The sequence below is a fragment of the Colwellia piezophila ATCC BAA-637 genome, assembly GCF_000378625.1.
GTDB classification, from domain to species: Bacteria; Pseudomonadota; Gammaproteobacteria; order Enterobacterales; family Alteromonadaceae; genus Colwellia; species Colwellia piezophila.
The window spans coordinates 191,591-216,070 of the sequence record NZ_KB905168.1 but is presented as its reverse complement, the minus strand read 5'-3'; the positions used below and the strand labels follow the sequence as shown (position 1 = coordinate 216,070).

Genomic DNA, 24,480 nt, shown 5'->3' with positions numbered 1-24,480 from the left:
CAAGTATCCAATGAAACTCCCTAGGCTTGCGATAGATAATGCACAATTTACCTTAACGATTTTTTTATTGATGGTTTTGGTTGGTGTAGTGTCTTATTTAAATATGCCGCGCTCAGAAGACCCACAGTTTGATCTCCCTGTTACTTTGATTGAAGTGGTTTACCCGGGGGCCTCACCTAGTGATATTGAAACGTTAGTAGTTGATCCTCTTGAACAAGAAATTTCTGATATTGAAAACATCAAAAAAATTGAAGCTAAAATTCATAATGGTGCGGTAAGAATTACCATAGATTTTCTATACGGTACTGATGCTGAAGCCGCATTTAATAAAGTAAAGCAAGCCGTTTCAACAGTACGACCAAGCCTACCTAGTGGTATTGCCCAGTTACTTGTTTTGAAAGCAACACCGAGTAGTGTTGCGATTATGCAATTGGCCTTGTGGTCAGAACCAACCGACTACAAAATCATGGAGTTGCATGCCAAGTTACTAGAAAAACGCTTAGAAACCATCGCTAGTGTCCGTAAAGCGAGTATATGGGGATATCCGAGGCAAATTGTTGCTATTGATATAAATTTAGCAATGTTGAAGCATTATGGCTTAGCTGTTAGGGATATTAATCAAGTGCTTCAAGGCCGAGCATTAAATATCACCCCTGGTTTTGTTGATGCTAGCACAAGACGGTTTAATGTTAAGGCGAGTGGTAACTTTACTCAATTAGTTGATATAGAAAATACCATTATTAGTAATGGCAATATGGTCAGTGCTAATGGCATTTTAAAAGTTAAAGATGTCGCTCGTGTTAGTTTTTCTGATGCAGAGCCTAGTTACTTAGCTTATTTTGATGATATTCCTGCAATATTTATTACCATAGAGCAGCGCGAGAAAACCAATATATTTGTTTTAACGGAGAAAATTAATCGAGAGCTTGAACTATTTCAACAAAGTTTACCTAATGATATAAAGCTAGCTAAGTTATTTCAGCAAGCGGATAGCGTTAACATTCGTGTTAATGGCTTCTTTGATAACTTAACCCAAGGTCTAATAATTGTGGGCTTGATGGCCGTACTCTTTTTGGGCATCCGTGAAGCCCTCGTGGTGATACTCGCAATTCCGATATCTTTTTTGATGGCAATAGGTTGGCTAGACTTTAGTGGTTATGGCTTACAACAAATGTCGATCGTTGGATTAATCATAGCGTTAGGTTTATTAGTCGATAACGCTATTGTAGTAACCGAAAGCATTCACAGAGAAAAGAAGCTTGGTAAAGATATCAAACAAGCGGCGGCAAGTGGTACCAGTAAAGTAGCGTGGGCTATCTCCAGTGGCACTATTACGACTATGCTCGCCTTTTTACCTATGCTGATGATTCAAAGTAATACCGGTGATTTTATTCGGTCAATGCCGATCACTGTGGTTTTAGTGTTATTTGCTTCGTTACTCGTGGCTTTAACGTTAACCCCCCTGTTAGCCAGTAAGTTACTCGTTGTAATTGAAAAGGACACTAAACCAAAAGCTTTTAAAGTGAACACCTTACAGCACTACGTAAATATTTTTGCGGAAAGAAGTTATGCCAATACATTAAAGGTATTAATGCGTTATAAAATAGTCGTTATTGTTGTTAGTTTACTGATGCTAGCGGCTATGTTTTCTTTATTTCCCCTGGTCGGCGTTAGCTTGTTTCCTAAAGCAGAAAAACCCATGATATTAATTAATGTTAATACCCCGGCAAACTCCTCCTTAGCCTATACAGATAAAATTCTTCAGCAAGTAAGGTTACATGTTAAGGGCTATGATTTAGTCGATAAAGTAGCACTTAATATAGGCAATGCTAATCCCCGTATTTATTATAATGAAGTACCTAAGCGTGGCATGATTCGATTTGGTCAAGCACTTATCGTGCTAAAGGCCTATCAAGAGGATGAAGTCACCGCTCTGGTGAAAAGTCTACGTGATGATTTTAATCAATGGCCGCAGGCGGAAATAACCGTTAAAGAATTTACTCAGGGTCCAGTGACCGATCAGGTTATAGCCATTCGTTTATTAAGTGAATCATTAAGTGATTTAGAGCAAGTTGCTAATGACTTAGCGGCGAAAATGCGCCAGGTGACAGGTGTGGTAAATATTGATAATCCCATCGGTATGGCTAATACCGAATTATCGCTTACTATTAACTATCAACAAGCGGCACTTAGCGGTGTTAGCATAGAACAATTAGATAATACCATAAGCACCATTTTATCGGGGACAAGTGTCGGGCAGTTTAATGATAATAATGGTGAGGATTATCCTATTGTGATACGTCAGAAAAAACCCACCATTGAAAGTTTATCTGCAATAGAGATTAGTAATAGCCAAGGTGTGGCTATCCCGCTTCAACAGCTAGCTAAACTAGAGTTAAAAAAGGGTGGGAGTGATTTTTTTCATTATCAAAAGTTACGCATGGCCAAAGTCTCTGCAGATGTTGAAACGGGTTACTCGGTAGGGGATATTACCGAAGAACTGGTAAATTATCTTGAACAGTATGATTTACCTAACGGTATGTATTTTACTTTAGGTGGTGAAGAGGAATCTAGACAAAAAACTTTTGCAGGTTTAACGCAAGTCATGCTAATTACAGCGATGGGAATTTTTGCCGTTTTAGTACTACAGTTTAAATCAATATTACAACCGATGATTATTTTCAGTTCAATACCTTTTGCCATGGCCGGCTCTATTATTGGCTTATATTTAACGGGCTTATCTTTTTCTATGATGGCCTTTGTCGGTCTAATCAGTTTGTTTGGTATCGTTGTTAACAATGCCATTATTTTGATTGATAGTACTAATGCTAATTTAAAATTAGGTTTAGATAAGCACTCGGCAATATTACAGGCGAGTGCTGTACGCTTCACACCAATATTATTAACAACCTTAACTACCATAGGAGGGTTAATACCTTTAACCCTGTTTGGCGGTGGGTTATGGCAGCCTCTGGGGGTAGTGTTAATTTCAGGATTATGTGTATCCGCTATATCAAGCTTTTTATTGGTACCCATATTAACAGATATATTTACCCCTAAAGCAGGCTAGAAAAAAGATAATTAATACCGTTCCGAATAAAGGAGTGTTCACTTAGAGCAGCAAGGGCTACATTAAAATATGAATCGTTATAGTTATTATATTTCGAGCATGTTTTGCGACGTTATCATTATGTCCATGTGCTCCAAAAGGGCGAATACCTAATAAAAAGTAAAGGCTTATATACAGCGTTATTGATTTTGATAATGCACTGTACTGCTTAGATATAGGGCTATTAAAGCAAGGATAAATATAAATGGAAGTCATTGGCACATCAGGTTATTTTTTAGCGGCGAGTGCCTATGCTATTTTTATTTTATTATTGCTGGCAGCCCGCAATAAAACCCTTGCCGGCTGCTTAGTGTTAGTCGCTGCATTACTGGTATTTACTTCATCCCTCAGTGCCGCATTACAACCCAAACAAGGTTTTTCATTACTTATCGTTCTGGCGGTAGAGACCTTTAAATTAGCGACTTGGTCGCTCTTGATTATTTGTACACAAGTCAATATTACCTCAGTTAAGGCGTTAGTTACTCACCCAAAGATTAAGAAATACCTAGTGGTTTGGAGTGGATTATCCATATTATGTTGGGGAATGGCTCTGTTTATTCCTGAAAGCGTTAAATTTTTATTTTCCTTATTATTATTATTAAATTTATGGTTGTTAGTTTTACTGGAACAGTTATATAGAAATGCCGAGGTTAGAGTTAAATGGGCTATTTGGTCACTCATAATAGCTTTGGGCATGGCAACAGCATTTGATTTTGTACTTTTTGCTCAGGCTGTTATGGTTAATCAGCTCGATTTTTCTTATTGGTATGCGCGTGGTTTTATCGTTGCCGTAGGTATGCCGTTAATATTAGTCAGTACTCGACGAATTAAGGACTGGTCTGTTGATGTTTTTGTTTCTCGAGACGTGGTTTTTTATAGTTCAATGTTACTAATTTCAGGGGCTTATTTATTATTATTGGCCATTGCGGGTTACGCCATTAATTATTTTGGCGGCACTTGGGGGGATGTTATTAGCATCGCTTTTTTTATTTTGGGTAGTAGTGTTTTAGCGGCGTTATTAATTACTGAAAAATTTCGCAGAGAAGTTAAAGTTTTCATTACTAAGCACTTTTTTTCAAATAAATATGATTACCGGGTAGAGTGGCTTAAATCTATTGAGCAACTCGAAATTGGTGAAAATGATGATTATTATCACACGGCTACCCATATTATTTGTGCTTCTTTAAATATTGATCAGGGAGCCTTAATAAAAAAACACCCATCGGATCGGTATAAGGCGCTTTATCAGAAAAATTTTAACCTTAAAGCAACTGATTTGGATTTCTTGGCTTCAGTGGAGACATTTTGCCAACAGCACGGCTGGATAATTGATGTTAGGGAGTTTGCTAAAGTAGAGCATAGCTACCCTGGATTAACACTAGATACTCAATTTTGTCGACAAAAGCACATTGATATTATTATTCCTATATTTATGAATAAATCTGTCTACGGATTTTTCTTGTTAGCTATGACTGAAGAGCAAGGGCTTTTGAATTGGGAGGATAGAGATTTACTATTTTCCATTTCAAAACAGCTAAGTAATTACTTATCTCTGAATGAAGCCAATGAAAGTTTAGCTGAGTCTAAACAGTTTGATGCCTTTAATCGTATGTCTGCCTTTTTGGTACATGACTTAAAAAATATTCAAGCACAGCTGGCGTTAATTAACAGTAACGCAAAGCGGCATAAAGATAATCCGGATTTTGTCGATGATGTATTTGAAACGATAGAAGCGGCCACCTGGCGACTTGATAAAGTATTAATACAATTGCGTAATAAACACGTAGCAGAGACTAGCAAAAAAAACACCGATATACAGGCTTTGATATTGGCAGTAGTGAAGCAACGTAACGTTCAAAAGCCCTATATTAGTACGGAGCTTGCACTTGAAAGTCTGATATCCATTGACGAAGAGTTTTTTTCTTCCGTGTTAAACCATTTATTACAAAATGCTCAGGAAGCGACAAGTGAAAGTGGTTGGGTTAAGATCATAGCGGAAATAACAACCACTAGTTTGTGTCTATCTATCATTGATAATGGCTGTGGTATGTCAGCCGACTTTATAGCTAATCGTCTTTTTAAACCCTTTGATACGACTAAGGGAAATGCCGGTATGGGCATTGGCGTTTATGAAGCAAAACAGTTTATTGAAAGCATTGACGGTACCTTGCAGGTAACGAGCTGCGAAAATGAAGGTAGTCACTTTCGCATCATTATTCCGCACAATAATAAACAAAGGATATGATATTGTTATGGAAAAATTACTAATTATTGATGATGATTTAGGTGTACAAAAGCAATTGAAATGGAGTTTATCTGACTACGATGTAGTGTTGGCAGATACCCGTGAAAGTGCTATTGCCGCTGTGAGGCGTCATGAACCTAAAGTCATTACTTTAGATTTAGGTTTACCACCAGATGCGACCAATGCTAGCGAAGGTTTAGCAGCATTAAAACAGATATTAGAAATATCCCCCCACACCAAAATCATTGTTATTACTGGCAATGATGATCGAACTAATGCTCTTAAAGCTATTGAAATGGGCGCATACGATTTTTACCAAAAACCAGTAGATGCTGAGGTTATTAATATCATTGTTTCTCGAGCCTTCAGGTTGGCTACGATAGAAATAGATAACCGTAGTATGAGGTCAATAGTGGGATGTGATACGGGAATCATTGGTAGTAGTGAGAGTATTGATAGATTACGTCTTATAGTGCAACGTATAGCGCCAACAGAAATTACTGCGCTTTTACTTGGTGAAAGTGGTACCGGTAAAGAGGTTACTGCCAAAGCCATTCATAAAGTGAGTGATCGTAGTGATAAGCCATTTATAGCCATTAACTGTGCATCTATTCCTGAGAATTTATTGGAAAGTGAGTTATTCGGTTTTGAAAAAGGCGCTTTTACTGGCGCATACAAAACGACCTTGGGAAAGATAGAGTGTGCTCAAGGTGGTACTTTGTTTTTAGATGAAATAGGCGATATGCCTTATCATTTACAAGCAAAACTATTGCGTTTTTTACAAGAGAAAGTTATTGAGCGCTTGGGTGGACGTAAAGAGATTTTAGTCGATGTTCGTGTTATTTGTGCAACTAATCAAAATCTTGAGGAAATGGTTGCACAAAAAACTTTCCGGGAAGATCTCTTTTATCGAATCACTGAAATTACCTTGAATATCCCGCCACTGCGTGAGCGTGACGAAGATGTACTTATTTTAGCTAACTTCTTTTTACAGCAATATTCCACCGAGTATAAACGTAAAGTTAAATCCTTTGCTGATGATGCGTTATATGGTTTAAAGCATCATCTTTGGCCGGGTAATATTCGAGAACTACAAAATAAAGTCAAATCATCGGTTATTATGAGTACAGGAAGTCAGGTGACGGCTTTTGATTTAGGTTTTTTTGATAAAGAAAATACTGAATATGAATTGTCGCTTAATTTACGTGCTGTTCGTGAGCAAGCTGAAACTATCGCTATTCAAAAAGCTTATGCCTTGGCTGAGGGGAATATGTCTAAAACCTCTGAATTATTAGGTATAACTAGGCCGACACTTTACTCATTGATTGAAAAATACAATATTGCTATAAACGTATAATCAAAATAATACTGACAGCCAAGCGTTATTCGCTGTCAGTACTTCTGCTTTGCAGCTCTGCGAATTCACGACTCTTTTGTTTTAAAAGTTTATCAATATAGCGAGTCATTTTTACTTTCTGCTGAATAGATACCTCTAATATATCTTCTATTTCACGTAAAATGTTTTTAATATTTTCACCTTTTTCAGCTGAGTGGGGTACTGAGTTTTGTTGATTAATATCGTGTTTTAATGTATTACCATTGAGTGAACCTGTTAGCTCTACCGACATTTCATCGGCAACATCATTGATGGCTTGGCAGTCTATATTGTTGAGTTCTTCGAGAAAGGCAAACAATAATATTCTATCAACAAAAATATTTATCTTACGTGGTACACCTAGGGTTTTTTCAAAAATAAGCTGAAAAGCTTCATCAGAAAATAAGGCCTCTTTATTGCAGTTTGCTTGTGCTAACCTATGATTTATATAGTTTTTAACTTCTTCTGGGTTTAATGGTTTTAAATGAGCTGAAGCGATAATTCGCTGTCTGAATTGTTCCATATCAGGAGCAGAAATAATACTTCTTAATTCTTCTTGGCCTAAGAGAAAACTTTGAATAAGTGGCTTATTATCAAGTTGAAAATTAGAAAGCATTCGTAATTCTTCAATAGTTTCAGCCGGTAGGTTTTGTGCTTCATCAACCAGTAATAAGGCACGTTTTCCTTGTTTATTTAAAGCAATTAAGAACTGTTCGATACTTTTTAATACATCAGCTTTGCTATTGCCATTTACTGTGATGTTAAATTCAGCGGCAATGAGTTCAAGTAACTCATTGGGTGATAGTCGGGTGGTAACTAATTGTGCAGCAACAATGTTTTCATCGGCAATATTAGCCAATAAGTTCCGGGCAATAGTCGTTTTACCTGTACCGATAGGGCCGGTAATAACAATAAAACCTTCACCTTGATCTAACCCGTATTGTAAGTAAGATAAAGCACGTTGATGATGACTAGTAGCAAAGAAAAATCGAGGATCGGGACTTAACTGGAAAGGTCGCTCACTAAAACCGTAGTAACTTTCATACATATTAGAAATCTTTTGTTAAGTTAATGGAAGCACGAGCTTCAGTATAAGTGTAGCGTTCAAAATTTGATTGTCTATCAAGGTATTGTAAGGTAAAAAAAGCATTGAGCGATGAGGCCAAGCTTCTATTATAAGTACCTGATAATGTTTTATAGATATCTTCTTGTCGAGCTCCGTTAGGGTTGTCTTTATCAAAAATATTATTACTGTAATCAGCATACAAGGTAACGTTACTTCTAGGACTTAGCCGGCGAGATATACTTAAGCGTGCTTTAAGATATTCATCAATAACCCCGGTGCTTAAGCTCTCACGCTCTCTATTCGAAAGGTTTAAAGAAAAGGTGGTCCGCGCTAAGGCGAGTGTTGATTGCCATGTTAAGCGCCTGTTTAAACTGAACTCATTGTCTTCAATAAGCTCGAGTGTAGTGATAGGCACGCTTTGATAGTCATTGGTGTCACTAGGGATTTCACCTTGGGGTAAACAGCTAGTGAGATCAGTGGCATCATTTGGACACCATATTTCACTCTCTACTTGTTGATAATTATTACGGTCAAAAACTTCAATGGTATCATGGTAAGAAATACTATTGGTTAGTCGTTTGCTTTTGTGTATAAAGTCTAAGTTATAAGAGTCGCCAAAAAAACGGTTTGAATAGCCAGCTTTAAGTGATGTTCTTGCCGATAGTTGCCAATCAATATCAACACCAATATAGTGGTCATGTGTATCATTTATAACATTATTATATGATAAATCGAGGATGAAGTGTTTAGCCGCCTGATAACGTAAACCCGGCCCCCAAGAGGGAATGGCATCAGGGTTACTGCCCGCTAAGGTACCAGTTACTTTTTCATTATATAAATGTATAAAAGGGTTTATTTTATAAGGAGTAATAGCACCAAGTTTGATGTCTAGCTGATAGTTCTCGCTAGTAAAACCATCAGTCGTTCCGCTGAAACCTCCGCTTTCTCTGTTAGCAAATGAACCGTCGATTTGCCAAAAAACATAACGAGCCGCATTACCATTTTTACTATTGATTAGTGCTGTGTAGCCATGGCTTTCACCTATATCATCTTCAGTATTGACGGAGCTAGCAATGAGTGAGGAAAATAGTGAATAATCACTGTTTGAACTATTAAATTGTAACCCCGCTGAGTGGTTGATTTGTTGTACCGTATCGGCGCTAACTAAATCAGCTAAGCTGTTGCTTGCTTCATTTTTACTGACATTAGTGATGGATGAGCTGCCAATAATTTTCAGCTTATCACCCCATAATGCATAAGAAGCATTGGCTAATAGCGTTTGGTAGTCATCATTGAGTTCACTGTCATGACTATAGCCCGCAAGAGTTTCTGTGCCCAAAAACGAAAATTGTAACTTCTTGGATGTGAAGTTAGCATCAGCACCGATAATAAATTGGCTTACTAAGCTTGATTGTTTATCACGTTGAGTCAGCTCAATATTATTTGTGTAAGTTTCAGTAAGTCCTAAACTGGGCTCAAAGCGCCATTCTCCCGCTAATGCAGAGTTAGATAAAAGGAGGCTACCTATCATACAGTAGCATGCTCGTAGTCGAGGGCTACTGATTTTTTCTACCATAGCCATACCCATAATAGCCATAGATATCCTTTTTTGATCTAATGGTTTTATTCATGACTAAGCCTATAGCAATATCACTATTTAGCTGGCTCACTGCCATTTTAACGTCATCTGTTTTAGTTTTAGATTCTTCAACAACGATAATCGCCTGACCGACAAGGTCAGATAATACTGGCGTTTCCGTTACCCCTATTATGGGGGGGCAATCAAATATAACAATGCGATCTGGGTATCGTTCCGCTAACTCCCTTGCTAACATCTCCATACGCTCACTGGCTAATAACTCATTGGTTAAGTGATGAGGTTTACCGGCAGGAAGGATTTTTAAGTTATCTATATTGGTACTGTAAATGATATCGGAGAGTGACGAAACTTCGGCGAGTAAGTATTCTAATAAGCCTTTTTTACTTTCAAACTCTAATTCTCTATGTAGGCTTGGCCTTAATACATCCGCATCAATTAAAAGCACAGTCTTATCCTGTTCAAGGGCAATACTTAGCGCTAAATTAATAGCAATATAAGTCTTGCCTTCGTTAGGATGAGAACTAGTTATCATGATCAAATTGCTATTATTTAGCGTTTTTGCAGCTAAACCAAAAGCGTTATTTAACAATTTACGTTTGATATGTCGAAACTCTTCTTGAATATGGTGTGCACTGTCCGGACTATAAATGAAGCCACGTTCATTTAATCGGTCACCATTAAGTATTATTTTATCTTTATTATCTTTTACTGGCTCCGTCATTAATGTTTGCACGGGTCTAGGGACCTCTACTGGCGGTGAAACATCATTGATAGCTTTATGTTCTATAGTATTTATAGGTTTACTCTGTTGGGCCAATTTTTGTTTAGCTAGCGCCTTTTCAATGGTATTCATGGCTAGAAAATCCTTTTCAATGGTATTTGAATAATGTCAGGAAATAAGAAATAACTCAGAAACAACATTAATAGGCATAGCAGTAACAAGTTTGAACCAATAAAAAGTAGCGTTTTCTTTTGGTCCCTCTTTTGTAAACCCAAATTTTCATTGGCGGATATGACACCAAAAACGGGGACACCGGTAATCTTAGATAATTGAATGGTAGAGGTTGCTATAGGGGATAATTGACTCATTAATAAAGATAAGCCAATACCGACGCCAAAGCCAAGGAAGGTCACAGCGCCAAATAAAATAAAACGTTTTGGCCCTGAAGGTTTAGTTGCTTTTCGTGGTGGGTCAATGACGCGAAATTGAATTTTATCAGTGGTTTCATCGGCTTGTTGAGCAAGTAGTGCGGTTTCCTTTCTAGATAATAGCTCTTCGTATTTATTTTTGGTAATTTCATAACCTCGATTGAGCGCGACTAATTCGGCTTCTATCTCCGGTAAAGTGTGCACTCTGTTTTCAAGTTCTATAATACGTTGGCGAAAATCGTCGGCTCTTACCTTGAGTGAGGCATTTAGGTTTTCCATTTGGTTAACTTGAATTTGCATCTCTTGAATGACAGGATTAGCACTTAAGCGTTTTAAGCTACCTATATTTTGACTGCCATGTGCTAAATACTTTTTAATTTCCTCACTACGCAACTTGTTTAAATGCTTTAAATTTCGACTTACTTCGATAACATCTGGGTGTCTGTCGGTATAGCGAAGCTTTAATGTATCAAGTTGTACTTCTAGTTCTAAAATTCTGCCATCATAAGTCGTTTGAATTGAACGTTCATTTTTAATTTTATTATCACCATTATCATCGGCAACTATTGATTGAGCAAGTTGTTTTTTGGCTGAATTAAGTCGAGTTTTATTCTCTAATATCTCTAATTCAATTGTCTTAAGTAATTCTTTATTGGTGTTGAGCTTATTATAATAACCCCCGTATTGGTTCAGCAAAATGCCACTGTATTTTTGTTTAAACTGGGTTAATCGTGCTTCTGATGCGGTTAATCGATCTTCATAATCTTTAATCTGAGTGGTTAAAAATTTTTGTGCACTCTCGGAATCGCTACGGGTTTCGCCTAAGGTGTTTTCGATAAACACTGTAAGGGCCGAGCGGACTATTCTTCTCGCCATTTCAGGATCTTTATTTTCAATGCTTAACGTGTAAATGTTTTCCCGACCAACACCTGATATTGCGAGGTTTTCTTTAAGACCTTTAAGTATTGCTTCATATTCTTCACTATTATTGGCTTGCACATCTAAATCAGTCATACGGGCAATGCGCTCTACATTTGGCCTACTTAACAAGGTTTTAATCATCAGGCGTATTTGTATGTTTGGATTTGTTTCAATCGTGATGCCCCGTAATAATGGCCGTAATAATGACTGGGTATCAACATACACTCTTGCCTCTGATTTATACACATTGGGCATAGCGGCAACGAAATACCATCCTATTGGGCAAATAAGCCAAGTGGCTATAATGATATAACGACGCTTTAGCCAAATTCCTTTTAGATAGTCAATTATCTCTTCGAATATATCTTGCATTCTGAACCTTTGGTTGTGTCTGAAAGTACGATGTTCAATTAGATGTATTGCTAAAACCACGCTTCGGGGATGATAATGATATCACCGGGTAATATATCAACATTGGCGCTGATTTCTCCATCCTTGAGTAGTCGGTCTATCATGATTTGATATTGCAGTTGTTTACCGTATTCAATTCGTACTAACACAGCATCATTACCATCGGCGAACTCCGTTAAACCACCCACTTGAATCATCACATCCAATAACGTCATATGTTGAGTGTAGTTAATAGCTCTTGGCTGAGCAGCTTCTCCGATAACACGAACTTGCTCGCTGAAAGGACCAACAAAGTTAGCGACAGTAACCGTGACGATAGGATCACGTAAATAAGTAGCTAAAATTTCTTCAATTGAACGGGCTAACTCGGTAGGAGTTTTACCACTTACTTTTATATCTTCAACCAAAGAGGTAGTAATCATGCCATCAGGGCGAACTACAAAGGAGCCGGACACTTCTGGATTTCGCCAGACAAAAATATTAAGTACATCACCTGAGCCGATCAAATATTTGTACGAATTTATATTAGCTGTATTGGATGGATGTAGGGTTGCACTGGGTAAAGTATTATTCGAACTACAAGCTGAGAGTAGGGCTGTTAGTAGCAGTAATCCAACCTTTAATTTGTTGGCAAAGTGGTTATCCATAATTTACACCCATTAAGAATACTGTTTGATTTGAAGAATGAAGCTTAAGTGTAGGTATTATATCTTCTTTTAACAATGTCAATTGACAGCTGCAAATAACTAGCTAACTTTAAGGATATTACTTATTAAAGATTAATAGGTGTTTTTACTCAATCAAGCTTATTAAATTAAAGGAAGCTTATTTCATTATGTATAGTTCAGCTTTCCGTGATTTATCCGCAGGTAGTAAATCTTTAATTGTTATAGAACAAATTATTTTTGTTGGCGCATTACTGCTAACTGTGTACCTAAATGAACGACTAAAAATATTTGAATTGAAAGCCATTCCTTTTTCTTATTTATTTATTTATGCGGTTATTTTTGCGCTACTAAATCAGCTCAGTGCTTTGGCATTAGGCTTATACAATTCCAAGTTAAGAGAAAGTTTCCGCGGTATTTTCCGTCGTATGCTGGTGTGTGTATCGGTAGCTTTTGTTGCCGCCGCAATTATTAACCTTTTATTTGGGCCTTATTTTCTTCCTATTGAGCTATTAGTTATAGCTTCTTTTATCAGTGTTACCGTCATTAGTTGCTTTCGCTATTTCACCTTTAAAGTAGATTTTTTTGGTTTAGGTAAACGAAAGATTTTGATTATGGGCTCTGGCGAGCGAGCATCAATTATTGAAAAACGTATGAGACGTGATGTCGATAGACAGGACTTTACCGTACACAGTTTTATTATTATGAATGGGGATTCACCCGGTGGTATTCAACATGAAACACAGTTGAGTATTGAAGGCTCGTTAGTTGACTATGCCTTGGCTCATGGAATTGATGAAATTGTTGTTGCCAATGATGAGCGCCGTAATAATTTACCGGTAGATGAACTATTTGCTTGTAAAATTCGCGGTGTAGAGATCACTGAAATATTAGACTTTATTGAGCGAGAAACGGGGCAAATAGCCGTAAATCTTATTTATCCTAGTTGGGTTATCTATTCCAATGGTTTTGCTTCCAATAATCATTTACGAAACACCTTTGATTGGTTTTTTAATGCAGTGCTAGCTTTGGTTCTATTATTGATAACCTGGCCGGTAATGGTGTGCACAGTGTTTTGTATAAAATTGTCAGAAGGTCTTAATGCACCAATATTTTATAGTCAAGAACGGGTTGGCCTTGACGGTGAACCCTTTAATATTTTTAAATTTCGCAGTATGCGCTTAGACGCCGAAAAAGACGGTGCCCAAATGGCATGTGAAAATGATAACCGTATTACTACTGTGGGTCTTTATTTACGTAAATACCGTATTGATGAATTGCCACAAATTTGGAATATATTACATGGCCATATGGGCTTTGTCGGTCCAAGGCCCGAAAGGCCACAGTTTGTGCAAGGCCTAATTAAAAGTATTCCTTATTACAATGAGCGCCATAATGTTAAGCCTGGTTTAACTGGTTGGGCACAACTTAAATACCCATATGGTGTAACTGAAGAGGACTCACTCGAAAAATTAAAATATGATCTTTACTACATAAAACATCGCAGTTTCCTATTGGATTTATTAATTCTCATTAGAACGGTTGAAGTAATACTCTTTGGTAAAGGGCGCTAATCAGATGCAAAGCGTTAATGCAAATAATGGCTTACCAGAGAAACAGGTGTTAACTGTTGATGTTGAAGATTACTTTCATGTATCGGCTTTTGAAAAAGCTATTAATAGAGATGACTGGAACAATTTAGAGCTTCGCGTTGAAGCTAATACTTATAGATTATTAGAGCTTTTTGATAAACATCAGGCTAAAGCTACCTTTTTTACTTTAGGTTGGGTGGCTGAACGCTGCCCAAACTTAATTAAGGCAATAGTGGCTCAGGGGCATGAGTTAGCTAGCCACGGTTTTTCCCATCAACGAGCTACCATCATGACAGTGGATGAATTTCGCGCTGATGTAAGTAAAAGTCAACAGGTGCTCGAAGATGCATCAGGGCAAGCTATCATTGGTTATCGTGCGCCCAGTTTTTCATTTAACGATAGCAATACTTGGGCTTATCAGGTTTTAAGTGACCTGGGGTTTGAGTACAGCTCTAGCACATACCCAATCGAGCATGATTTATATGGAGTGCCGAATTGGCCAAGGTTTAAATACCAAAGGATAGAAGGAATAATCGAAATCCCCGTACCTACTTTAAGTATTCTGGGGCAAAATATCGGCATCGGAGGGGGGGGATACTTTCGACTATACCCATATTGGTTATCAAAAAATAGAATTGATAAGTACATAAATACCGAGAAACAACCTTACTGTTTCTATTTTCATCCATGGGAAATAGACCCAGAACAACCTCGTATTCCAGGAGTTTCAGTTAAGTCTAGGCTTCGTCATTATTTAAACCTATCTCGAATGGAAGGTAAGGTTATACGCTTGTTAGAAGATTACCAATGGGACACCATGAAAAGTGTCTATTTAGGCAGGTAACTAAGCATTAAACCCAAGCTTTACAGTGTTGGGGACACCACCAATAAGCTCTAATAAAGAGCATGGATACTTGAATACAATGGCTAATAATAACAGTGTTGTTAAACGATTAACGCCATCAGAGTTTGAATCATGGGATCACTATGTTAAAAATCACCAATATGGCAGTTTTTTTCATTTAAGTGGTTGGCAACAAGTAATCACGAAAAGCTTTAATCATGGTTGCTACTTTTTCTATGTTGAACAAGCGGGAAAAATTTGCGGTATTTTGCCTTTGGTTGAAGTGAAAAGTAAGTTTTTTGGTCACGCGCTGATTTCAACGCCTTTTTGTGTCTATGGTGGTGCTATTGCGGATACCCCTGAGCTTGTGCGTCAATTAGAGCACCAAGCTTGCCAGTTAGCTGAAAAATTATCCGTTGATTACTTAGAGTTGAGATATCAATACAAGCAAGACTCGTCGCTTTTATTAAAGCAAGGCCATAGTACGTTTGGTTGTGAGCTTCCCGGGGATAGTGACAAAATATTAGCGAGTATAAAGAAGAAGCAACGTGCCGTTATTCGCCATTCTCTCAATAACGAATTGAGTTTCACTATTGAGTCCGGTGGAGCTTACCTAGAGGATTTTTATTTTTTACTCTCAGTCAGTTATAGAAACCTAGGCACTCCTGTATTTTGCCGGGAATATTTTAATAACTTAGTGGATGTTTTTGGCGATAAAGTTGATATTGCGATTATTAAAAATAAAGATAATCAGTTATCAAGTGCGGTAATGAACTATTACTTTAATGAGCAAGTATTACCTTTTTATTATGGCGGTGTGGTTAATGCTCGCTCTTTAAAGAGTGCCGACTTTATGTATTATCAATTAATGTGTCATGCCAGCAATAAAGGCTACCGTTGGTATGACTTTGGCCGTAGTAAAAATGACAGTGGTGCCTATAAATACAAGAAAAACTGGGGTATGAAGCCTAAATTACTTTATTACTATTACTACTTAGTTAATGCCACAGAGCTACCTAACTTAAGCCCGAACAACCCTAAATATAAACTACTTATTCAAATGTGGCGGAAGTTACCACTTAAAGTAAGCCAGTTTATTGGGCCGTTTTTATCTAAATTTTTAGGGTAATAGTGATGAGCCGTGATGTGACACCATTGAACAGTCTACCGGATACTAGCTCAGCGCCGAAAGAGCCTTTGTTATTTCTGTGTCACCGTATTCCTTTTCCACCTAATAAAGGCGATAAAATTCGCTCTTTTAATATCTTAAAAAAGCTCAGTGAACGTTATGATATTCATTTAGGTTGTTTCATTGATGATGCTTTTGATAAGCAATACCTAGCCAGCTTAGATAAATATTGTGCCTCAATACTTCATTTAAATCAGCATAAAACACTGGCCAAAATAAAAGCGCTTAGCGGTTTTTTTACCCATAAGCCAATCACGCTGCCTTATTATTTTGATAAGCGAATGCAGCAATGGACTAATCGCAGTATTGCTCAGCATAAAATTAAAAAAGTTTTTATGTACTCTTCTTCTATGGCGCAGTACGTTCAAGGAAAGGGTTGTCAGCGAGATGAATATGAGTCACTAGAACGAGTCATTGATTTTGTTGATGTCGACTCAGATAAGTGGCGCCAATATGCAAATAAAAAAACCGGATTAGCTAGGTGGTTTTTTAACCGGGAATATAAATTGCTAGCACAAGAAGAAAGCGCTATATGCGCACAGTTTACTCATAGCCTGTTTGTCTCTCACGATGAGGCAAAACTCTTTAGAGCAAAGCAAGCCCCCGAACAGCAAGCAAAAATTCATGGCGTACTTAATGGCGTGGATATTAATTTTTTTAACCCTCAGTTGTCTTTTTCAGAAGAAAAATTAGTTCCTAAGGTTCCCTTTATTAGTTTTACCGGGGCCATGGATTACTGGGCAAATATTGATGCCGTTTTGTGGTTTGTAGAACATGTTTGGCCGTTAGTTTTAGCCCAAAAACCGGATGCGATCTTTTGTATTGTTGGTGGTAGCCCAAGTCGTGATATTAGTGCTTTAGCTAAAAATAAAGGTATTGTTGTTACCGGGCGTGTACATGATATTAGACCTTTTATTGCCAAGGCTCATGGCGTTGTTGCCCCATTACAGATAGCCCGAGGCATTCAAAATAAAGTACTTGAAGCTATGTCGCTTAATAAAACCATTATAGTTACCAGTATGGGCATGGAAGGTATTAATGCAGAGGAATCTGAAGGGGTAATCATCACAGATGATAAAAATACCTACGCACAAGCCTGTTTAAAACTCTTAACAAATCAACCTAGGCTTTTGATGAATAGACAGTGGATCGTAGAGCACTTTACTTGGCAACAAACATTAGCTCCGCTAATAAATTATTTTTCGAACAGGGAAGATAACCTATGAGGGTTAATAATATAGTGGCAGCAGATAGTGCAATAATAAAATTGAGTGATAAGCGTTTTTTACTAACATTATTCATATTAATTATTGCCTGGGGGCTTGTTTATAAAGATGCTTTAGTTGGCATGGAAGCCATTTGGTCGAGATCAGACACTTTTGCTCATGGCTATTTTATTTTACCCATTAGTTTATGGCTGTTATGGCGAGATAAAGAAAACTTGCTACAAAGCAAGGTGCAAGCGAGTTGGTTGCCATTGCCTTTACTGGCCGTATCCTTGTTTGTAGGCTTATTCGCTTATGCTGCAGATATTAATGTCTTGAGCCAGTTATCTGCGGTTACTTCACTGATTTTTCTACTTTGGCTGCTTATTGGTAACAAACTAGCATGGCATTATAAATTCCCATTAGCCTATTTATTATTTTCCGTGCCTATGGGTGAGAGCCTTATCCCATGGCTGCAAGATGTAACGGCATGGTTTACTGTTTATTTCTTAAGGTTAAATGGTATACCTGTTTATGTTGATGGTTTATATATTCAAATACCGACTGGGATGTTTGAGGTTGCTGTTGCTTGTTCAGGTATCCGTTACCTTATCGCTTCAGCGGCAGTAGGGGCTTTATACAGTTATTTAACCTATCAAAAAACGCATAAACAAATTATATTTTTTCTTTTTGCTTTAACTTTACCTATTTTAGCTAATGGCCTTCGAGCATACGGCATAGTGGCGATTGCCTATTATTCTGATATGGAATATGCCACGGGCACAGATCATTTGATTTATGGTTGGTTGTTCTTTGGCTTGATAATTATGCTGATGTTTTGGATTGGTGGCTTTTTTGCGGATAAAGAGAAAAGTAGTGCCCTCACGCAGCCAAGTGAAGTTAAAAGCAAGAACAACACTAAAGCTAGCTTAGAGTATTTGTATAAGCCAGCAGTAGTCTTTCCGTTGTTTGCGTTAACTTTCTATCTATTACAATCGATTCCTACAATTACAGCAAACAGTGTTAAAAACGATGAAGTATTTATCTCTTCTTGGGGGATTTCTTTTGCAGGCGCATTAGATAAAACTCAAATAAGTGATAACAAAGGTGTCGAATATTTTCATGCTGTTTATGGTAATAAACAAACTAAAGGCGAGATGATTTCCTGGGGAAATGTGACTCATGACCATGAAAAGTGGACAGTAGTGAGCGCTGAAGAGTTATTTATTGATAATAAACCAGTAATGTTGGTACATCTACGTAATATCAATGGCCAACCGAGAAGTTATTTATATCAATATAAAGTTGGTGATTTCTATACGGTTAATAAAAATAAAGCCAAATTAATGCAAGCATGGAATAGCTTAACTCGCCAGTCAGATATTAGTGAAGTTAGAGCTGTATCTTTCGCGGGACAAATCGATGTGTCTGTGGCTGAAGATACACTCACTGAGGCTTTTATGCAGGCGACTTTTGCTGAGTTATCGCTTGAATATCTACTAGAGGCAACCGTTAGCTATGCTAGATAAGGATAAAACCCCAGTTATAGTGCACCTTATCTATCGTTTAGATATCGGCGGTTTAGAGCGAGTGATGCTTAATTGTATTAATCAGATGCAGGGTGAAAAATTTCAGCATGTCATTATATCTTTAACGGATGCTAATAACTTTGTCCAAGCTAAACATAATCATATTGAAGTTTTTTGTTTAGGTAAAAAGCAGGGTAGTGACCTTGGTATTCACTTTAAACTATTTAAGCTTTTAAGAAAAATAAAGCCCGCGATATTACATACTTATAACCTCCCAACCATTGAGTACCATCCAATTTCCTGGTTAGCGGGTGTTAAAGGTCATATCCATGCCGAACATGGACGTGACCTTGGCGATCCACAAGGCTTAAATAAAAAACATAATTTTTTACGAAAGTTAATGTCTGGCTTTATTCAAAGATATGTCAGTGTTAGTGAAGACTTACATCAATGGTTAATAAGTACTGTCGGCATATCTCAGCGTAAAGCCTTACTTATTCAAAATGGTATCAATACCGATCGTTTTAACCTGCCAAAAACGCTTAACAAAGAAAACACCAAGCAGCTACGCTTTGCTATTGTCGCGCGTATAACGCCAGTAAAGGATCACCAAAATTTATTAAGCGCCTTTGTCTTATTGCAAGAGCAAATAGGTAGCGCCAAAATGCCGCAACTTGCAATTGTCGGTGACGGTGAACAGCGCGAACAATTAACTGAGTTTTGCCAAGCAAAGGCGTTAAATACAGTTGAGTTCTTAGGGTCTCGTGATGATATCGCGCAGATATTAGCCAATACCGATGTTTTTGTTTTATCTTCAATAGCAGAAGGTATACCCATGACTATTTTAGAGGCTATGTCGGCCAAAACAGCTGTGGTTTCTACACGTGTTGGCGGTGTGCCAGAGGTAATTACCGATGGTCAAGAAGGTTTTTTAGTGGAAAAAAGTAATCCTATAGCGCTTGCTAAAACACTACTACACTATATTGAACACCCAGAGTTAATTGCTAAACACGGCGAACAAGCTCGAAAAAAAATATTGGAAAAGTTTAATGAAAAAAAAATGGTGCAAGCTTACCTAGAACAATATCAAGCACTCGTTAAAGGACAAATTTGATATGTGCGGTATCACAGGTTTTATACATTTTTCAGCGGCTAAAGCAGGCTATGGCAGGTCAAATAGTTCAACCAGTGGCTCAGTAGTCGATCAACGGCTCCTAGCGCAAATGAATCAAGCACAATTCCACCGTGGTCCAGATGAAGGCGGCGAATACCTTGATGAGCATGTGGCGTTAGGGCATAGACGCTTATCTATAATCGATTTGTCGTCAGGACAGCAGCCAATGGCAAGTGATGATGGCAATATTGTGCTTATTTTTAATGGTGAAGTGTACAACTTTAAGAAAATACGTATTGAACTTGAAGCGCTAGGTCATATTTTTCATAACCACAGTGATACTGAAGTGATTTTGCATGCTTATATGCAATGGGGTAAAGGGTGTGTTGAAAAATTACAAGGAATGTTTACCTTTGCTATTTGGCATCACACTAAACAACGTTTATTTATTGCCCGTGATCGGTTGGGAATAAAACCATTATTCTATGCAATGATTGCCGGAACCTTATATTTTGCCTCTGAACTGAAAAGTATTACTTTGGTGCCAGGGTTAAATAAAAAAATCGATGTAAAAGCTATCGAACAATATTTTTCGCTAGGCTATGCCGCTGAACCACACACTATTTATCAACAAGTGGCTAAACTACCGCCCGGCTATACCTTAAGTATTAGCGTTGGTGATAAGGCCCCTAAAACAGAGCAGTATTGGGATGTAAGTTATGCTCAGCAAGTCGAAATGGACGAAGAAGACTACCTCAAAGAAATGGTCGAGCAATTTAAAACCGCTGTTGCTAGCCATATGAATGCCGATGTGCCATTGGGCTCATTTTTATCCGGCGGCGTAGATTCCAGTGCGGTGGTAGCTATGATGTCGCAACTCTCTAATGAAAAATATAAAGAAACATCAGGTGATAACCACTCAGGCTTGGTATCAAATAAAGCAGTAACAACCTGTTCAATTGGCTTTGATGTCAAAGATTATAACGAAACTGAATTTGCTCGTATGGTTGCCAACGATTATAAGACCGATCACCATGAACAAGTAATTTCCAGTGATGATTTTGAATTAGTTGATATTCTTGCTAGCTTATATGACGAACCTTATGCAGACAGCTCAGCTATGCCAACCTATCGAGTATGCCAATTAGCGCGCGAGCAAGTAACCGTGTGTTTGTCGGGCGATGGTGCTGATGAGTTATTAGCGGGCTACCGCCGTTACGGCTTAATGATGAACGAAGAGAAAGTACGTGCAATCTTACCTTATTCAGTGCGTAAACCAATATTTGGCACTTTAGGTAAACTTTATCCTAAGCTTGATTGGGCACCACAGTTTTTACGGGCGAAGACCACGTTTCAGTCTTTAGCAATGGATACCACCGAGGGCTATTTCCACGGAGTGTCGATTCTTAATGATCTACAGCGTAAAGCCTTATTCTCTGAAGAGTTATACCAAAAGTTAAATGGCTACACAGCCCTAGAAATTTTTAGGCAGCATGAAGAGAAATTTGATGGTAATGACCCTTTATCTCTAATCCAATACTTAGATATTAAAACCTACCTCGTCGGTGACATTTTAACGAAAGTTGACCGCGCGAGCATGGCGCATAGCTTAGAAGTGCGTGTACCCTTTCTTGATCATAAATTTGTTGAGTGGACGGCGAAAATTCCAACAGCGCTAAAAATTAAAAATGGTTGTGGTAAATATATTTTGAAAAAAGCCATGGAACCACATCTGCCACACGAGGTACTTTACCGAAAGAAAATGGGCTTTAGCGTGCCATTATCTGATTGGTTTAGAGGCCCATTAAGACAAAAACTACGAGATTCATTATTAAGTGAGCAAATGCGTCGTAGTGGCTTATTTAATATGAAGACCATTGAGAAATGGTTAGATGAGCATCAGTCAGGGCGCAAAGAATATAGTGCTCCACTGTGGACATTATTGATGTTTGCATCTTTTTATAAACAAGCTGAAGCTGCATCGGTGGGGTATTTATGAAAGTACTACACGTGTTTGACCATTCAATCCCATTACATAGTGGTTATACCTTTAGAAGCCGCGCCATATTAAAGCAGCAGCATGAATTAGGTATTGAAACCTGCCATGTCACCAGTCCCAAACATGGTAATGACCAAATTGAAATTGAAGAGATTGACGGGCTTAAGTTTTATCGTAGTGCGCCCATTTCTGGCTTGATGTCAAAACTACCGCTATTGAACCAAATGGCTTACATAGCCCCTATGGTTAAGCGGATTCTAGAAGTTATTGAAATTGAAAAGCCTGATCTTATTCATGCTCATTCTCCGGCACTTAATGGTTTAGCGGCCTTAAAATCTGGCAGGAAATCAGGTTTACCCGTTGTTTATGAAATTCGTGCTTTCTGGGAAGATGCAGCTGTTGACCATGGCACCTGTAAAGAAGATGACTTACGTTATCGTTTAACCCGAAAAATGGAAACTCATGTGGTTAAGAATGCTAATGCTGTGACTACTATCTGTGAGGGGTTACGTGCAGACCTCATTAGTAGAGGCTTCGAGGAAAGTAAATTTACTGTTATAGCTAATGCGGTAAATATCGAACAATTCAATGTTATTAGACCACAAGATAAAGCCAATAATACCGATTTAGCTAAAGCATTAGAATTAACGGATTGTGATGTACTTGGTTTTTTAGGTTCTTTTTATGCTTATGAAGGTCTAGACCTAGCTATTGCTGCTATGCCGGCAGTATTGGCTAAAAATCCGAAAGCGCGATTATTACTTGTTGGCGGCGGGCCGCAGGAGCAAAACCTTAAACAGCAAGTTATTTTATTAGGTTTAGAAGGTAAGGTGATATTTACCGGTCGAGTACCTCATAGTGAAGTTGGTAAGTATTATAGTTTAGTCGATCTATTAGTATACCCACGTAAAGCGATGCGCTTAACCAATTTAGTAACACCATTAAAACCCCTTGAAGCTATGGCACAAGGTAAGCCAGTACTTGCATCGGATGTTGGTGGGCATAAAGAGTTAATCAGCGATAATGAAACAGGTTTCTTATTTAAAGCCGGTGATAGTGTCGAGCTTGCCGAGCGTATGGTTGATTTATTAGCCGATGAATATAAGCGTAATAGTGTCTTAGTAAAGGGGCGTGATTATGTTGAAAATGTCCGTAATTGGCGAAATAGTGTCAGCAATTACTTGCCACTTTATCAAAAATTAACAGAAACAATTAATTAATGAATATTCTCGTTTTAACGACACTCTATCCCAATAATATCCAGCACAGGCATGGCATTTTTATTGAAAACAGAGTGAAAGAGTTGGTGAAACGTTACCCCGCAGCCAAGGTTAAGGTACTTGCGCCAGTGCCTTATTTTCCTGCTTGGTTACCTATTAATGAATATAAGAAATATAGTGCAGTAATCGAGCAAGAAGTTCGCGCCAATATAGAGGTTTTCCATCCTAAATATTTAGTTATACCTAAAATAGGTATGAATATGACTCCTCATTTTTTATATAGAACATGCTTAACTAGCATTGCTGAAATTCAAGATGAAGGTTTTTCTATTGATGTAATAGATGCACATTATTTCTATCCTGATGGTGTTGTTGCTAGTTGGATAGGTAAAAAATTGAATATTCCCGTAATGGTCACGGCACGTGGTAGTGATATTAATGTTATCCCTGAAAATAAAATTGCCAGAAAACGAATAATAAAGGCATTAATGAATATTGATGCCAGTGCCTCTGTTTCACAAGCATTGGCTGATGAAATGGTTAAGCTTGCACCATTGGCTAAGCCGCCAGTAGTATTAAGAAATGGCGTCGACTTAGATTTTTTTCACCCCAAGGTGCCTAAGCCACAATTACCATTTACTTTATCTCAAGATGAAAAACTGATTCTCAGCGTTGGTAACTTAATTGAGTTAAAAGGGCACCATCTTGTTATTGAGGCATTATCCACTTTACCTAAAATTAAATTAGTTATTGTCGGCGATGGAGTGATGAAAGCTAAGTTACAGCAACAAGTACAGCAGCTTGGTTTAACAGCAAGGGTTCACTTTACTGGTAACATCCAGCAAAGTGAGCTGCCAGGGTATTATGTTTGTGCTGATCTGTTGGTATTAGCATCAAGTAGGGAGGGAATGCCGAATGTACTGCTTGAATCATTAGCCTGTGGTACTCCTGTTGTTGCGACAGATGTTGGTGGTAGCCCTGAGGTGATTAATAACGCTGATGTAGGGGAGTTAATAATTAAGCGCACAGCGAAAAGTATTGCACAGGCGTTAGATAATGTTCTTAGTAAAAACATGACTAGCAATAGTATAAGACTGTTAGCGCAGAACTCTAGTTGGCATAAAATTAGTGATAAACAATATCACTTACTGGATAAAGTGATAACGGAACATCGTAAGGAATCAATATGATTGATAAAATAGCATTTGTAATATCCACTTTTGGCATACTTTATATAGTGTACTCAT

The 24,480-nt window shown here is 37.9% G+C and carries 17 protein-coding genes; 12 read left to right on the top strand and 5 right to left on the bottom strand.

What is annotated here, in order from left to right; genetic code table 11:
• Nucleotides 1–10: 10 nt before the first annotated feature.
• From F580_RS0116005 to prsR, 3 genes are all read left to right on the top strand, one after another.
• Nucleotides 11–3,070 (top strand): efflux RND transporter permease subunit, encoded by a 3,060-nt coding sequence (locus F580_RS0116005; RefSeq protein ID WP_019028760.1) that lies wholly within the window; start codon nucleotides 11–13, stop codon nucleotides 3,068–3,070.
• A gap of 244 nt (nucleotides 3,071–3,314) precedes the next feature.
• Complete coding sequence (gene prsK / locus F580_RS0116000; protein WP_019028759.1) at nucleotides 3,315–5,354, top strand: XrtA/PEP-CTERM system histidine kinase PrsK; 2,040 nt, start codon at nucleotides 3,315–3,317, stop codon at nucleotides 5,352–5,354.
• A 7-nt stretch (nucleotides 5,355–5,361) separates the two neighbouring features.
• Complete coding sequence (gene prsR / locus F580_RS0115995) at nucleotides 5,362–6,711, top strand: PEP-CTERM-box response regulator transcription factor (RefSeq protein ID WP_019028758.1); 1,350 nt, start codon at nucleotides 5,362–5,364, stop codon at nucleotides 6,709–6,711.
• 25 nt (nucleotides 6,712–6,736) lie between these two features.
• On the opposite strand, the gene F580_RS0115990 is transcribed toward prsR, so the two are convergent.
• From F580_RS0115990 to F580_RS0115970, 5 genes are read right to left on the bottom strand one after another with little or no spacing between them, the layout of a single operon-like run.
• Nucleotides 6,737–7,777, bottom strand: a complete 1,041-nt coding sequence (locus F580_RS0115990) for an XrtA/PEP-CTERM system-associated ATPase (RefSeq protein WP_019028757.1) — start codon at nucleotides 7,775–7,777, stop codon at nucleotides 6,737–6,739.
• Between the two features lies 1 nt (nucleotide 7,778).
• Nucleotides 7,779–9,392 carry a TIGR03016 family PEP-CTERM system-associated outer membrane protein gene (locus F580_RS0115985; protein WP_019028756.1) on the bottom strand — a complete coding sequence of 538 codons (1,614 nt, stop codon included), beginning with the start codon at nucleotides 9,390–9,392 and terminating at the stop codon, nucleotides 7,779–7,781.
• Nucleotides 9,352–10,248 carry an XrtA-associated tyrosine autokinase gene (locus tag F580_RS0115980; protein ID WP_019028755.1) on the bottom strand — a complete coding sequence of 299 codons (897 nt, stop codon included), beginning with the start codon at nucleotides 10,246–10,248 and terminating at the stop codon, nucleotides 9,352–9,354. The genes F580_RS0115985 and F580_RS0115980 overlap by 41 nt, the downstream gene beginning before the upstream one ends.
• A gap of 2 nt (nucleotides 10,249–10,250) precedes the next feature.
• Nucleotides 10,251–11,837: an XrtA system polysaccharide chain length determinant gene (locus F580_RS0115975; RefSeq protein ID WP_019028754.1), complete on the bottom strand. Its 1,587-nt coding sequence runs from the start codon at nucleotides 11,835–11,837 to the stop codon at nucleotides 10,251–10,253.
• Nucleotides 11,838–11,887: 50 nt separating this feature from the next.
• Nucleotides 11,888–12,523 (bottom strand): XrtA/PEP-CTERM system exopolysaccharide export protein, encoded by a 636-nt coding sequence (locus F580_RS0115970; protein ID WP_019028753.1) that lies wholly within the window; start codon nucleotides 12,521–12,523, stop codon nucleotides 11,888–11,890.
• Nucleotides 12,524–12,711: 188 nt separating this feature from the next.
• Between F580_RS0115970 and F580_RS0115965 the strand changes: the two genes are divergently transcribed.
• The 9 genes from F580_RS0115965 to F580_RS0115925 all read left to right on the top strand — a co-directional run bounded on the left by F580_RS0115965 (nucleotide 12,712) and on the right by F580_RS0115925 (nucleotide 24,423).
• The gene (locus F580_RS0115965) at nucleotides 12,712–14,115 is read left to right on the top strand and encodes a TIGR03013 family XrtA/PEP-CTERM system glycosyltransferase (protein WP_019028752.1); all 1,404 of its coding nucleotides are present in this window, start codon (nucleotides 12,712–12,714) and stop codon (nucleotides 14,113–14,115) included.
• A 4-nt stretch (nucleotides 14,116–14,119) separates the two neighbouring features.
• Nucleotides 14,120–14,977 carry an XrtA system polysaccharide deacetylase gene (locus F580_RS0115960; RefSeq protein WP_019028751.1) on the top strand — a complete coding sequence of 286 codons (858 nt, stop codon included), beginning with the start codon at nucleotides 14,120–14,122 and terminating at the stop codon, nucleotides 14,975–14,977.
• A gap of 79 nt (nucleotides 14,978–15,056) precedes the next feature.
• Nucleotides 15,057–16,106 carry a FemAB family XrtA/PEP-CTERM system-associated protein gene (locus F580_RS0115955; RefSeq protein WP_019028750.1) on the top strand — a complete coding sequence of 350 codons (1,050 nt, stop codon included), beginning with the start codon at nucleotides 15,057–15,059 and terminating at the stop codon, nucleotides 16,104–16,106.
• 5 nt (nucleotides 16,107–16,111) lie between these two features.
• On the top strand, nucleotides 16,112–17,392 hold the full coding sequence (locus F580_RS0115950) for a TIGR03087 family PEP-CTERM/XrtA system glycosyltransferase (RefSeq protein WP_019028749.1): 1,281 nt from the start codon (nucleotides 16,112–16,114) through the stop codon (nucleotides 17,390–17,392).
• Complete coding sequence (gene xrtA / locus F580_RS25595; protein WP_019028748.1) at nucleotides 17,389–18,900, top strand: exosortase A; 1,512 nt, start codon at nucleotides 17,389–17,391, stop codon at nucleotides 18,898–18,900. The genes F580_RS0115950 and xrtA overlap by 4 nt, the downstream gene beginning before the upstream one ends.
• Complete coding sequence (locus F580_RS0115940) at nucleotides 18,890–20,014, top strand: TIGR03088 family PEP-CTERM/XrtA system glycosyltransferase (protein ID WP_019028747.1); 1,125 nt, start codon at nucleotides 18,890–18,892, stop codon at nucleotides 20,012–20,014. The genes xrtA and F580_RS0115940 overlap by 11 nt, the downstream gene beginning before the upstream one ends.
• A 1-nt stretch (nucleotide 20,015) precedes the next feature.
• Nucleotides 20,016–22,013 carry an XrtA/PEP-CTERM system amidotransferase gene (locus tag F580_RS0115935; protein ID WP_019028746.1) on the top strand — a complete coding sequence of 666 codons (1,998 nt, stop codon included), beginning with the start codon at nucleotides 20,016–20,018 and terminating at the stop codon, nucleotides 22,011–22,013.
• The gene (locus F580_RS0115930) at nucleotides 22,010–23,233 is read left to right on the top strand and encodes a TIGR04063 family PEP-CTERM/XrtA system glycosyltransferase (protein WP_019028745.1); all 1,224 of its coding nucleotides are present in this window, start codon (nucleotides 22,010–22,012) and stop codon (nucleotides 23,231–23,233) included. The genes F580_RS0115935 and F580_RS0115930 overlap by 4 nt, the downstream gene beginning before the upstream one ends.
• On the top strand, nucleotides 23,233–24,423 hold the full coding sequence (locus F580_RS0115925) for a glycosyltransferase family 4 protein (protein ID WP_019028744.1): 1,191 nt from the start codon (nucleotides 23,233–23,235) through the stop codon (nucleotides 24,421–24,423). Before F580_RS0115930 ends, F580_RS0115925 begins: the two co-directional genes overlap by 1 nt.
• The last annotated feature ends 57 nt before the right edge of the window (nucleotides 24,424–24,480 follow it).